At 69.9% G+C, this 12,189-nt stretch carries 17 protein-coding genes and 1 tRNA gene; 9 read left to right on the top strand and 9 right to left on the bottom strand.

Features of this window, described 5'->3' with window-relative positions; translation table 11 throughout:
- From Q0326_RS08245 to Q0326_RS08270, 6 genes are all read left to right on the top strand, one after another.
- A partial coding sequence (locus Q0326_RS08245) for an energy transducer TonB (protein ID WP_298689033.1) occupies positions 1-376 on the top strand: 376 nt, incomplete at its 5' end.
- Positions 377-383: 7 nt separating this feature from the next.
- A complete protein-coding gene (locus tag Q0326_RS08250) occupies positions 384-1,067 on the top strand; it encodes a Fe2+-dependent dioxygenase (RefSeq protein WP_298689035.1) in 684 nt (227 codons plus the stop codon).
- A gap of 116 nt (positions 1,068-1,183) precedes the next feature.
- The gene (locus tag Q0326_RS08255; protein ID WP_298689066.1) at positions 1,184-1,789 is read left to right on the top strand and encodes a PepSY-associated TM helix domain-containing protein; all 606 of its coding nucleotides are present in this window, start codon (positions 1,184-1,186) and stop codon (positions 1,787-1,789) included.
- A gap of 17 nt (positions 1,790-1,806) precedes the next feature.
- Positions 1,807-2,295 (top strand): DUF2271 domain-containing protein, encoded by a 489-nt coding sequence (locus tag Q0326_RS08260; protein WP_298689037.1) that lies wholly within the window; start codon positions 1,807-1,809, stop codon positions 2,293-2,295.
- Positions 2,292-3,248 (top strand): DUF4198 domain-containing protein, encoded by a 957-nt coding sequence (locus tag Q0326_RS08265; protein ID WP_298689039.1) that lies wholly within the window; start codon positions 2,292-2,294, stop codon positions 3,246-3,248. Before Q0326_RS08260 ends, Q0326_RS08265 begins: the two co-directional genes overlap by 4 nt.
- Before the next feature lie 11 nt (positions 3,249-3,259).
- On the top strand, positions 3,260-4,234 hold the full coding sequence (locus tag Q0326_RS08270; RefSeq protein ID WP_298689041.1) for an FAD:protein FMN transferase: 975 nt from the start codon (positions 3,260-3,262) through the stop codon (positions 4,232-4,234).
- An 80-nt stretch (positions 4,235-4,314) separates the two neighbouring features.
- On the opposite strand, the gene Q0326_RS08275 is transcribed toward Q0326_RS08270, so the two are convergent.
- Both Q0326_RS08275 and folK read right to left on the bottom strand, forming a co-directional pair.
- A tRNA-Lys gene (locus Q0326_RS08275) sits at positions 4,315-4,390 on the bottom strand.
- Between the two features lie 28 nt (positions 4,391-4,418).
- Positions 4,419-4,928: a 2-amino-4-hydroxy-6-hydroxymethyldihydropteridine diphosphokinase gene (folK, locus tag Q0326_RS08280; protein ID WP_298689043.1), complete on the bottom strand. Its 510-nt coding sequence runs from the start codon at positions 4,926-4,928 to the stop codon at positions 4,419-4,421.
- 23 nt (positions 4,929-4,951) lie between these two features.
- On the opposite strand from folK, the gene Q0326_RS08285 reads away from it, so the two are divergent.
- Complete coding sequence (locus tag Q0326_RS08285) at positions 4,952-5,641, top strand: uracil-DNA glycosylase (RefSeq protein ID WP_298689045.1); 690 nt, start codon at positions 4,952-4,954, stop codon at positions 5,639-5,641.
- Between the two features lie 9 nt (positions 5,642-5,650).
- Positions 5,651-5,803: a hypothetical protein gene (locus Q0326_RS08290; RefSeq protein WP_298689047.1), complete on the top strand. Its 153-nt coding sequence runs from the start codon at positions 5,651-5,653 to the stop codon at positions 5,801-5,803.
- A gap of 40 nt (positions 5,804-5,843) precedes the next feature.
- Here the strand turns inward: Q0326_RS08290 and aguB are convergent, their stop codons facing one another.
- From aguB to rpsD, 4 genes are all read right to left on the bottom strand, one after another.
- The gene (gene aguB / locus Q0326_RS08295; protein WP_298689049.1) at positions 5,844-6,695 is read right to left on the bottom strand and encodes an N-carbamoylputrescine amidase; all 852 of its coding nucleotides are present in this window, start codon (positions 6,693-6,695) and stop codon (positions 5,844-5,846) included.
- 10 nt (positions 6,696-6,705) lie between these two features.
- The gene (locus tag Q0326_RS08300) at positions 6,706-7,056 is read right to left on the bottom strand and encodes a DUF3147 family protein (protein WP_298689051.1); all 351 of its coding nucleotides are present in this window, start codon (positions 7,054-7,056) and stop codon (positions 6,706-6,708) included.
- On the bottom strand, positions 7,056-8,042 hold the full coding sequence (locus Q0326_RS08305) for an agmatine deiminase family protein (RefSeq protein WP_298689054.1): 987 nt from the start codon (positions 8,040-8,042) through the stop codon (positions 7,056-7,058). The genes Q0326_RS08300 and Q0326_RS08305 overlap by 1 nt, the downstream gene beginning before the upstream one ends.
- Positions 8,043-8,127: 85 nt before the next feature.
- Positions 8,128-8,742 carry a 30S ribosomal protein S4 gene (gene rpsD / locus Q0326_RS08310; RefSeq protein WP_298689056.1) on the bottom strand — a complete coding sequence of 205 codons (615 nt, stop codon included), beginning with the start codon at positions 8,740-8,742 and terminating at the stop codon, positions 8,128-8,130.
- A 210-nt stretch (positions 8,743-8,952) separates the two neighbouring features.
- On the opposite strand from rpsD, the gene Q0326_RS08315 reads away from it, so the two are divergent.
- Positions 8,953-9,258: a chorismate mutase gene (locus Q0326_RS08315; RefSeq protein WP_298689058.1), complete on the top strand. Its 306-nt coding sequence runs from the start codon at positions 8,953-8,955 to the stop codon at positions 9,256-9,258.
- Between the two features lie 163 nt (positions 9,259-9,421).
- On the opposite strand, the gene Q0326_RS08320 is transcribed toward Q0326_RS08315, so the two are convergent.
- From Q0326_RS08320 to glyA, 3 genes are all read right to left on the bottom strand, one after another.
- Positions 9,422-10,537 (bottom strand): TrmH family RNA methyltransferase, encoded by a 1,116-nt coding sequence (locus Q0326_RS08320; protein WP_298689060.1) that lies wholly within the window; start codon positions 10,535-10,537, stop codon positions 9,422-9,424.
- Positions 10,538-10,598: 61 nt separating this feature from the next.
- A complete protein-coding gene (nrdR, locus tag Q0326_RS08325) occupies positions 10,599-11,063 on the bottom strand; it encodes a transcriptional regulator NrdR (RefSeq protein ID WP_298689062.1) in 465 nt (154 codons plus the stop codon).
- Between the two features lie 103 nt (positions 11,064-11,166).
- The coding region (gene glyA, locus Q0326_RS08330) for a serine hydroxymethyltransferase (RefSeq protein ID WP_298689064.1) at positions 11,167-12,189 on the bottom strand (1,023 nt) is incomplete at its 5' end.

The following is a 12,189-nucleotide window of genomic DNA, read 5'->3' on the forward strand; positions in this document are numbered from 1 at the left end:
CCATGCGGCACCGCCGGCCCCGATCGTCGGCCCGCCCGCGCCCGCCGTCCCCGGGCCGCCTGCACCGGCACCCGCCGCCGCGCCCGCGGTCTCCGACGGCGGCGACCTGTCGTCGAAGATGATCGTCGCCAAGCCGCCGACCTATCCGATCGACTCGCGGCGACGGCACGAGGAGGGCACGGTCGTGCTCAGCGTCCTGGTCGCGACCGACGGTTCGGTGTCGGATATCTCGGTCGCGCAGAGCAGCGGATCGAGCCTGCTCGACCAAGCCGCGCTCGGTGCGGTACGCAAATGGCGGTGGGCGCCGCTTCTGCGGGGCGGCGATCCGGTGATGGTGCGCGGCGAGGTCAAGATCCCGTTCGTGCTCAAACACTGACGCCCCGATGATGCTGGCGATTCCCGGGCTGCTCGACGCGGCGGCGCTGGCGCAGTTCGGCGCCGCGCTGGCCGCCGCCGAATGGCAGGACGGCAATGCGACCTCGGGCGCGCAGTCGGCGCTCGCCAAGCGCAACCGCCAGCTCGCCGAGGGGTCTCCGGTCGCGCGAGAGCTTGGTTCGCTGCTGCTCGACGCGCTCGGCCGGTCGCCGCTGTTCGTCGCCGCCGCGCTCCCGCACAAGGTCTATCCGCCGCTGTTCAACCGCTATGCGGACGGCGACGGCTTCGGCACGCATGTCGACAATGCGATCCGCATCCAGCGCGGCAGCGACTTCCGCGTCCGCTCCGATCTGTCGGCGACGCTCTTCCTGTCCGACCCCGCGAGCTATGATGGCGGCGAACTGGTGGTCGAGGAGCGGTTCGGCGAGCAACGTGTCAAGCTCGCCGCGGGCGACTTGATCCTCTATCCCGCGTCCAGCCTGCACCATGTGCTGCCGGTCACGCGCGGCACGCGGTTGGCGGCCTTCTTCTGGGTGCAGAGCATGGTCCGCGACGACGGCGACCGCCGCACCTTGTTCGAACTCGACAGCGCGATCCAGGACCTTGCGACCGCCACCGGGCAGGACGATCCCGTCGTCCTCCGGCTGAGCGGGATCTACCATAACCTGCTCCGCCGCTGGGCCGATGTATGAGCCGCACGTCTCTCATGCAAATGCCTCGCAATAGTATTGCCGTCACGGAGCGATCGCGCTAACCGAGCTTGGTGAACGCGCCCCTTCCCCTCGCTGCTCCGCCCAGGAAGCGCCGCATCTCGCGCGGCTGGTGGCTCAGGCAATTGCACAGGTGGCACTGGATCAGCGCCGCGATCTCGCTGACCGGCATGCTGATGTTCGCGGTTACCGGGGTCACGCTCAACCATGCCGCCTCGATCCCCGCAACGCCTTCGGTCCAGGATCGCACCGGCATGCTCGCGCCGTCGCTGCTGCGGATGCTCCGGGCGACGCCCAAGGCCAGCGATGCGCCGATGCCCAAGCCGGTGGCGGACGCGGTCCACGACGCGGTCGGGCTCGATCCCGCCGACCGGGCCGCCGAATGGAGCGATGACGAGGTCTATGTCGCGATGCCGCGGCCCGGCGGCGACGCCTGGGTCAGCGTCCAGCGCGGCAGCGGTGCGATCAAGGCCGAGGTGACGCGGCAGGGGCTGATCTCGCTGCTCAACGATCTCCACAAGGGGCGCAACACCGGCCTTGCCTGGCGGCTGTTCATCGACGCCTTCGCCGCCGCCGCGATCCTGTTCACGAGCACCGGCCTGCTGCTGCTCCAATTCCATGCCAAGCATCGCCGCAAGACCTGGCCGCTGGTCGGGCTTGGGCTCGCGGTGCCGCTCGTCATCGCCCTCCTGTTCATCCACTGACCCGTCCGAGGACCATCATGCGCCCGATTTCTCTCGCCTTGGCCGCCGGCGCCCTGATCGCGCCCGCGGGTGCCGCCTTCGCCGGCACCGTCACGATCACGCTGCCGCGCCTCGCTATCGCCGAATATAAGAAGCCCTATGTGGCGGGCTGGATCGAACCTGCCGGCGGCGGCACCGCGCGCAGCCTGTTTGCCTGGTACGACTATCGTAAGACGGGCAACGAGCCCGGCACCAAATGGCTGTCCGAGCTCCGCTCCTGGTGGCGCAAGAGCGGGCGGACGCTCACGCTCCCCGCCGACGGGATCACCGGTGCCACCAAGGGCCCCGGCGTCTACAGCGTCGCGCTGCCCGCCGATCTTGCGCCCGGCCAATATGTGCTGAGCGTCGAGGCGGCGCGCGAAAATGGCGGCCGCGAGCTGGTCAGCGTGCCGCTTTCGGTGCCCGCCGACAGCGGCCATGCCAGTGGCAAGACCGAGCTCGGCGCCGTCGTGGTGGCCGCGAAATGAGCGCGCGCCGGACCCGGCTTCTCGCCGCGCCGCTGCTCGCGCTGCTCGTCGCTCCGGCGGCACGCGCGGAGCATGGCTTCATCCTGCCGTCGAGCACGGCGCTCGCTGGTGATGGCAACGTCGTCACCTTCGACGCGGCGGGATCGGATCATGTCTTCTTCTTCGACCATCGCCCGCTCCAGCTCGCCACGATCGCGGTGCTGCGTCCCGACGGCAGCGCCGGCACGCCCTATAATACGCTCCAGGGCCGCTTCCGCTCGGTGTTCGACCTCAAGCTCGACCAGCAGGGCACCTGGAAGGTCGCCAGCGTGCAGACGATGATCGGCGGCACGTTCAAGCTCAACGGCGAGGAGCGCCGCGTCGGCGGCCGCGGCGGTCCGCCGAGGCCGCAGGGTGGCATCGGTGGGCCGGGTGGGGCGGGTCCGGATCAGCGTGGCGGCGGCGATCGACCCGGCGGCATGGCCGATGGGCGCGGGCCGGGGGCGCCGGGGGGCGACGGCCCCCGTCGCCCGCCGCCGGTGGCGTTCGAGGACATGCCGGCCGAGGCGACCGACGTCCATCTGATCGAAGACGTCCGCCGTGCCGAGACCTTCGTCACGGCCGGCGCGCCGACGACGACGGTGTTCACGCCGACCGGCAAGGGCCTCGAGCTCGATCCGATCACGCACCCCAATGCGGCGGCGGCGGGCGAGACCGCGCGCTTCCGCTTCCTGATCGACGGCAAGCCCGCGTCCGGGCTCAAGGTCACCGTCATCCCGGGCGGCGACCGCTATCGCGACGAGGCCGGCACGATCGCGCTGACCAGCGGCACCGATGGGATCGTCGCGATCCGCTGGCCGGCTGCGGGCATGTACTGGCTCGGCGTCGAGGCGGAGGATCGTCATCCCGCACAGCCGCGCGCCGAGACGCGCCGGATGAGCTATGCGGCGACGATCGAGGTGATGACGCCCTGATCGCGGACGACATGCGCGAGCCGCGCATCGCGCTGCCGGCGACGATCTCGTCGGCGGCGCTGCGGCGTTGCGATCCCCGCCGGGGGGTGATGGCACTGACCGGCGCGGGTCTGGGCACGACGTGGCGGGTACGGTTCGCCGCCCCGCCCGAACACGCGCCCGCGCCGCTCCACAGCGCGATCATGCGCCGCCTCGCCATGATCGTCGCGCAGATGAGCCAGTGGGAGCCGGCCTCGCTGCTGTCGCGCTTCAACCGCGCGCCGGCCGGCACCTGGTTCGCGCTGCCTGAGGATTTCGCGACGGTGATCGCGGCCGCGCTCGACCTCGCCGAGCGCAGCGCCGGTGCGTTCGATCCTACTCTTGGGCGCGCGGCGGCGCTGCTCGGCTACGGCGCGCGCACCTGCACGCGACCGCCGTCGCCGGCCGCACTCGACGCGTCGCACGCGGCCGCAGGCTGGACGCGGCTCGACTTCGACGCCCAATCCCGGAGGTTGCGCCAGCCGGGCGGGCTCTGGCTCGACGTGTCGGGGATCGCCAAGGGCTATGCGGTCGACGCGATCGTCGCGCTGCTGCGGGGACAGGGAATCGAGGACGCGCTGGTCGAGATCGGCGGCGAGCTGCGCGGCGACGGGCTCAGGCCCGACGGCCAGCCCTGGTGGGTCGATATCGAGGATCCGCCCGGGTGTACGCTCCGTCCGTTGCGCATCGCGCTCCATGGCCTCGCCGTCGCGACATCGGGGGACTATGTCCGCGGCGCCCATACGCTGGATCCGCGGACCGGCCGTCCGCTCGCCCCGGACATCGTGGCCGCAACCGTCGTGCACGACAGCACGATGCTCGCGGACGGCTGGGCGACAGCCTTGACCGTGGCAGGATCGCACGCCGCCATCGCGCTGGCCGACACGCTAGGTTTATCGGCCCGGATCGTGACCCGGAACGGGCATGACCGGCTGAGCCGAGGCTTGTCGGCGATGATCGACGAGTGACGCGGCGTGGCCTGTCGCGGGACCGCAGGTCGAACCGCTCGCGCCTTTCGGCTGGGCCTAAGGGCGGCACGGCGGCGCGGTGGTGGGCCCAATGGGACTCGAACCCATGACCTACAGATTAAAAGTCCGTTGCTCTACCAACTGAGCTATGGGCCCACGGGGCCGCGCCGCCGGTGCGCCGTCCCTATGAGCCGCGCGGCGTGCGGTCAACCGGTCGTGGCGCACGAAGTCGCGCGGCGAGCTGGCGCAGCGTGCGGCCATCGCGCGGATGCCGCCAGTCGGGCGCGATCTCGGCGGCCGGGCCGATCGCGAAGCGGCGGTCGGCGAGCGCCGCGTGTGGGACGACCAGCGTCCGGCTTTGCCAGCGGCCAAGCGACCAGGCCAGTATATCGAGGTCGAGCACGCGCGCACCCCAGCGCCGGCCACGCCGCCGCCCGAAGTCGCGCTCGATCCGCTTGAGCAGCGCGAGCAATGCCAGCGGCGGGAGCGCGCTGTCGACCAGAAGCGCGGCATTGGCGAAGTCGCGCGCGCTGGGGCCGAGCGCCGGACCGCGCCGCGTGCGGCTGCAACGGACGACCGTCAGCCCCTGCGCCGCGATCGCGCCCACCGCTGCCGCCACGATCCGCGCCGGCGCGCCGTGCCGGCCGTGGCGGCGATTGGAGCCGATCCCGATGACGTAGCTTGCCGTGGCCATGCCGCACCGCCTATCGCCTCGCCATGAACCTTGGAAGCCCGCTCCCCCTCGACAATGCCACCGCCGCCACCGCGGCCGCGCACGAACCGCCGCTCGATTGCCCGCTCTGCCCCCGCCTCGCCGCCTTCCGGCACGAGCAGCGCGCGCTGCACCCCGACTGGTACAACGCCCCCGTCCCGGCGTTCGGCGATCCGCAGGCGTGGCTGGCGATCGTCGGCCTCGCCCCCGGCCTGCAGGGCGCCAACCGCACCGGGCGGCCGTTCACCGGCGATTATGCCGGCGTGCTGCTCTACGACACGCTGGCGAAGTTCGGCCTGTCCGAGGGCGTGTTCGCGGCCTCGCCGGACGACGGCCTCGCGCTCAAGGGGGCGATCATCGTCAACGCGGTGCGCTGCGTGCCGCCGCAGAACAAGCCGACCCCCGAGGAGATCCGGACCTGCCGACAGTTCCTCGAACCGCCGCTGCACGCGCTGCCCAATCTCAAGGTGGTAGTGGCACTCGGCCAGATCGCGCACCAGTCGGCGGTCAAGGCGCTCGGCGGCAAGCTGCCCAAGATGCGCTTCGGCCACTGCGCCGAGCACCGGCTGCCCTCGGGGCTGATGCTCGTCGATAGCTATCATTGCTCGCGCTACAACACCAACACCGGCCGGCTGACCGCGCCGATGTTCGAGGCGGTGTTCGAACGCGCGCTCGCGCTCCGCGACGGCGGCTAGGGCGGGGCGATGGTCCACCTCACGCTCGCGATCGCCGACTTTATGCGGATCCTGATCGTCGCGGCGCTGTGGGCGGCGGCATCGGCGGGCGGGCTGGTGCTGGTCGGGCTGGTCGCGCTGGGCGGCGTGGTGTGGGGCGTGCGGAAGATGCTGCGGCGTTGAGCAACGCCTCCCCGAGCTTGCTCGGGGAGGAATGGTACAGTCAGATATCCTGCGCCAGCCGACCGTACAGATCCGGCCGGCGATCGCGGAAGAAGCCGAAGGCGGCACGGTGGCGCTTGATCCGCTCGATGTCGAGCGTCGCCACCAGCACGCCGGTTTCCTCCGCACCGAACTCGGCGAGCATGTCACCGCGCTCGTCGCAGATGAAGCTGTGGCCGTAGAAGCGCTGGCCTTCCTCCGTCCCGATCCGGTTCGACGCCACCACCGGCACGACGTTGGACACCGCATGCCCGACCATCGCACGGCGCCACAGCCGCGAGGTGTCGAGCGAGGGATCATGCGGCTCGGAGCCGATCGCGGTCGGGTAGAACAGCACTTCGGCGCCCATCAGCATCAGCGCGCGCGCGGTCTCGGGATACCATTGGTCCCAGCACACGCCGACCCCGACCGTCACCGGTGCGACGTCGCCCCACACTTTGAAGCCGGTGTTGCCGGGGCGGAAGTAGAATTTCTCCTCATAGCCCGGCCCATCGGGGATGTGGCTCTTGCGGTAGACGCCGCGGACCTGACCGTCGGGGCCGATCATCGCCAGGCTGTTATAATGGTGGGGACCGTCCGCCTCGAAGAAGCTGGTCGGGATCGCGACGCCCAGTTCGGACGCGAGCGCCTGCATCGCGAGCACCGCGGGGTGCTTGCCGGTCGGCCGCGCGCCCGCGAACAGCCCCTCGTCCTCGACCCGGCAGAAATAGGGGCCTTCGAACAGTTCGGGGGGCAGGATCACCTGCGCGCCCTTGGCGGCCGCCTCGCGCACCAGTTCGGAGACGTGCGCGATGTTGGCGGCCTCGTCGGCCGTGAAGGCGAGCTGCAGCGCGGCGACGGTGATCTCGGTCATCGGGGTCTCTCTACAAGCGGACGCCGAAGCGCGCGGCGATCAGGACGGTGGCGAGATAGGCGAAGATGGTCAGCACGCAACCCGCGACGAGCGCCGGGTAGAAATCCACGCCCCGCCGGAGCATCGCGGGAATTAGCAAAAACATTGGCAGCGAGGGCAGCACGTACCAGAAGGTCGCCTCCGCGTGGCGCGCCATATTCTCGACATCGGGCTTGTCGTGCCACAGCCAGATCATGCCGAGCAGCGAGACCAGGGGCAGCGAGGCGATCAGCGCGCCGCCCGCGGGATAGCGCCGCGCGACGGTCGACACCGCCGCGACGATCAGCCCCGAGAGTAGCGCGCGGATCCAGAAGGCGAGCATCAGCGGGGCGACGGGATCTGCTGCGAGATGCAGTGGAGCGAACCGCCGCCGGTGAGCAGATGGTCGGCGCGGATGCCGATCGCGGCGCGATCCGGGAACAGCGCGCCGATCGCGGCGACCGCGGCGGAGTCGTTGGGCGCGCCGTAGACGGGAACGACCACCGCGGCGTTGCCGATGTAGAAGTTCATGTAGGAGGCGGGGACGACCTCGTCGTCACGCTCGACGCGGCCAGGGGAGGGAATGTCCACGACTTCGACGCCGAATGCCTGAGCGCGCGCGCGCGCGTCTGCATAGACGGCGGCGTTTGGATCCTCGGCGTCCGCCGCGACCGGGATCGCCAGCCGGCCCACGCCAACGAAGCGCGCGAGATTGTCGACATGCCCATCGGTATGGTCGTGCGCGAGCCCGTCGCCCAGCCACAGCACGCGCGTCGTTCCCAGATCGGCTGCAAGCTTCGCCTCGATCTCGGCGCGGGTGAGGTCGGGGTTGCGGTTGGGGTTGAGCAGACATTGTTCGGTGGTGACCAGCAGCCCGGTGCCGTCGCCGTCGATCGCGCCGCCCTCGAGCACCCAGTCGCAGCTCGCGGCGTCGAGCCCGCGGCTTTCGGCGAGGAGGCCGCCGATCGCCTCGTCGCCGGGCAGGTCATATTTGCCGCCCCAATAGTTGAAGCGGAAGTCTCGCGCCGCGATCCGACCATCGCCGCCATCGAGCAGGATCGGTCCGGTGTCGCGCAGCCAGACATCGCCGAACGGGCGCACCAGCACGTCGGCATCGTCTCCTGCGAGCGCGCGTGCGGCGTCGCCCGCTTCCGCGTCGGCCGCGACGAGGATCACGCGCTCGCCCGCGCCGCCGGCCCATACCGCGCGGGCGAAGGCGATCACCTCCGCGCGCGCGGGTTCGAGGTCTTCGACCCACAGGTCGGGGTGGCTCGGAAAACCGATCCAGACGGCGTCATGCGGCGCCCATTCGGGGGGGGGACAGGACATGGCGACTCCTTGGGGCGCGTGCGGGCAAAAGAAAAGGGCGGCCCCAGCGGGACCGCCCTCGTCGATACAGTAAGACGGTGACGACTCAGCGCGAGTAGAACTCGACGACCAGGTTCGGCTCCATCTTGACCGGATAGGGCACTTCGTCGAGCGTCGGGATGCGCTGGAAGGTGACCTTCGAGGCGCCGTCCTGAGCGAGATAGTCGGGCACTTCGCGCTCCGACAGGCCCTGGGCCTCGATCACCAGCGCCATCTCCTGCGCCTTGCTGCCGAGCTCGATCACGTCGCCGATCTTGATCCGGCGCGACGCGATGTTGCACTTCACGCCGTTGACGCGGACATGGCCGTGGCTGACCAGCTGGCGCGACGAGAAGACGGTCGGCGCGAATTTGGCGCGGTAGACGACGGCGTCGAGGCGGCGCTCGAGCAGGCCGATCAGGTTCTGCGAGGTATCGCCCTTGATCCGGTCGGCCTCGAAATAGGCCTTCTTGAACTGCTTCTCGGTGACGTCGCCATAATAGCCCTTGAGCTTCTGCTTGGCGCGCAGCTGGATGCCGAAATCGGTGGCCTTGCCCTTGCGGCGCTGGCCGTGCTGGCCGGGGCCGTATTCGCGCTTGTTGACCGGCGACTTGGGGCGGCCCCAGATATTCTCGCCCATGCGGCGATCGAGCTTGTACTTGGCGCTATGGCGCTTCGACATAAGACATCCTTCAATTGCGTGTCGACCCGAGGATCGTGAAACTGCCCGGAGCCGCTCTGGCGCGGCGCTGATTCGAGAATCAGTCCGGCAGGGCACCCGCTTCACCGAGCGTGCGGGGCCAATTGCGAAGCGGTCCCCTTAGCGGCGGCCACGCGAAAGGCAAGCGAAACCGGTGTGGCGCGGGCAGCGGTGCGCGGCTAAGGGCTCAGGATGACCGATATTCTTGCCCCCGACGCCTGTACCACCATGACCGAGGTCCGCGCCGGCGTCGACGCGACCGACCGCGCGATCGGCGCGCTGCTCGCCACGCGCTTCGGCTACATGCGCGCCGCCGCGCGGATCAAGCCCGCGCGTGCGGCGGTCCGCGACGAGGCGCGCAAGGCCGAGGTCATTGCCAATGCGGCCGCGGATGCGCGTGGCGGCGGCTGGCCGGAAGACGTCGCGGCCGATCTGTGGGAGACGCTGGTCGAGGCGTCGATCGCCTATGAGATGGCGCATTTCGACGCGAAGGTGTGAGCGCCGAATTGTTCATCTCGTCCCGTTCGTCCTGAGTAGGGGCTGAGCGAAGTCGAAGGCCCGTATCGAAGGAGGCGCGCCGCCTAGCCCCGGTCCTTCGATACGCCATTTCGACAAGCTCAATGGCTACTCAGGACGAACGGGTTTGATAGCGCCTTAAGCGTCAGTCCCGCGGATGCGGCTTGGCGAGCGTGGTCAGCACACCGCGCACGGTCCGCACCTCCTGGCTCGACCAGGCCGGCTTGGTGAGCAGCGTGCGCAGCATCCGCGTCGTCGTCACGCGGCGGTCGGGCGGGAAGAAATAGCCCGCCGCATCGAGCATGCCGTCGAGCTGCGCGATCATCCCGTCGAGCTCGAACTGCGAAGCGGGCGGCTCGATGTCGGTCACCGACGGCTGCACCAGCGCCTGCTGCTTCGACCATTCATAGGCGACGAGGATCACCGCCTGCGCGAGGTTGAGCGAGCCGAATTCGGGATTGATCGGCACCGTCACGATCTTGCGCGCGAGCGCGACGTCGTCGGTCTCGAGCCCCGCGCGCTCGGGGCCGAACAGGAAGGCCGAGCGGCCGGTCGCGGCGTGGATCTCGGCGGCAGCCTGCTCGGGCGTCACCACCGGCTTGGTGACGCCGCGGCGGCGCACCGTGGTCGCATAGACGTTCGCGCAGTCCGCCACCGCCTCGGCGACGCTCTCGTAGATCGTCGCTTCCTCGAGCACGCGGTCGGCGCCCGAGGCGGCGGGTGCGGCCTCGGGATTGGGCCAGCCGTCGCGCGGCGCGACGATGCGCAACTCGGTCAGCCCGAAATTGAGCATCGCCCGCGCCGCCTTGCCGATATTCTGCCCGAGCTGCGGGCGGACAAGGACGATGAGGGGGGCAGTGGTGGCCGTGCTTCGACTGCGCTCAGCACGAACGGGGTGGGGAGGGGCGCCGTCGCCGCTGTCCTCCACATCCCCTACCGCCGTTCGCCCTGAGCGCCGTCGAAGGGCACGCGCCTCCCGTTCTGCAGGCGGGATCGCGGCGGCGCTGATCGTTGCCCAGTCGCTGCGGATCAGCGCCTCCTTCTTGACGCGCGACCAGCCCTTGATCTGGCGTTCCGCCGACAGCGCCTCGTCGCGCGAACCGAAGGTCTCGCTCCACACGAGTTCGAGCGGGCGGCGGTCATGCGTGTAGCCGGGCAGCGCGCCGGCGTGATGCTGTGCGATACGCGTGTCGAGATCGTCGCTGTGGCCGACGTAAAAGCTGCCGTCCGAGCAGCGGAGCATGTAGGTCGCAAAGGTCATGGCTGTCCTTCGACTGCGCTCAGGACGATCGGGGATGGGGAGGGCGCATCGACCGCGACCATCATCCCTTGCCCACCTCGCTGACATTCCCCGCAAACGCCTCGAAGTCGCGCGCTTCGGTGAAATCCTTGTAGACGCTGGCGAAGCGGATGTAGGCGACCGGGTCGAGCCCCTTGAGCCCGTCCATCACCAGTTCGCCGATCCGGGCCGCGTCGACCTCGCTGTCGCCCGAGGTCTCGAGCTGGCGCTGGATTCCCGAGACCAGCCGGTCGATCCGCTCGGCCGAGATACCGCGCTTGCGGCAGGCGATCTCGATCGAGCGCTCGAGCTTGGTGCGCTCGAACGGCTCGCGCTTGGCGCCGCCCGACTTGACCACGGTGACCTCGCGCAATTGCACGCGCTCGAAGGTGGTGAAGCGCCCGCCGCAGCCCTCGCACTGGCGCCGCCTACGGATCGAGGCGGCGTCCTCGGACGGGCGGCTGTCCTTCACCTGGCTGTCTTCATGGGCGCAGAACGGGCAGCGCATACCATATCCTTCCTCGTCATCCCGGACGTGATCCGGGATCCAGAATGGCGAGCGCTGCGCCCGCAACCCTGGATCCTGACTTTCGTCAGGATGACGGTGTCATTCAATAAATCGGGAAGCGCTCGCACAGCGCGCGTACGCGCAGCCGCACCGCGGCCTCAACCGCCGGATCGCCCTGTTCGCCCCTGGTCCGCAGCCCGTCGAGCACGTCGGCGATCATGTCGGCGATGTCGCGGAACTCGGCGATGCCGAAGCCACGCGTGGTGCCCGCCGGACTTCCCACGCGGATGCCGCTGGTCTTCATCGGCGGCAGCGGATCGAAGGGGATGCCGTTCTTGTTGCAGGTGATGCCGGCGCGCTCGAGCGCCTCGTCGGCATCCTTGCCGGTGACGCCAAGCGGGCTGAGGTCGACCAGTGCCAGATGCGTGTCGGTCCCGCCCGAGACGAGATCGGCGCCACGCTCCTTGAGGCGTGAGGCCAGCGCCTTGGCGTTGGCGACGACGGCGGCCGAATAGGTCTTGAACTCGGGGCTCAGCGCCTCGCCGAACGCGACCGCCTTGGCGGCGATGACGTGCATCAGCGGGCCGCCCTGGAGGCCGGGGAACACCGCCGAGTTGATCTTCTTGGCTACGCCCTCGTCGTCGGTCAGGATCATGCCGCCGCGCGGGCCGCGCAACGTCTTGTGCGTCGTCGTGGTGACGACATGCGCATGGCCGAACGGGGTGGGATGGACGCCGCCGGCGACCAGCCCGGCGAAATGCGCCATGTCGACCATGAAGGTCGCACCGACCTCGTCCGCGATCGCGCGGAAGCGCGCGAAGTCGATGTGGCGCGGATAGGCCGAGCCGCCGGTGATGATAAGCCGCGGCTTATGCTCCTTGGCGAGCGCCTCGACCTGATCATAGTCGATCAGATGCGTGTCGGGCCGCACGCCATATTGCACGGCATTGTACCATTTGCCCGACAGTGCGGCGCGCGCGCCGTGCGTCAGATGGCCGCCGGCGTCCAGGCTGAGCCCCATGATCGTGTCGCCGGGCTTGGTCAGCGCGAGCATCACCGCGCCATTGGCCTGCGCGCCCGAATGCGGCTGGACGTTGACGAAGCCGCAGCCGAACAGCTGCTTGGC

Source organism: uncultured Sphingomonas sp. (assembly GCF_937859915.1).
Taxonomy (GTDB): Bacteria; Pseudomonadota; Alphaproteobacteria; order Sphingomonadales; family Sphingomonadaceae; genus Solisphingomonas.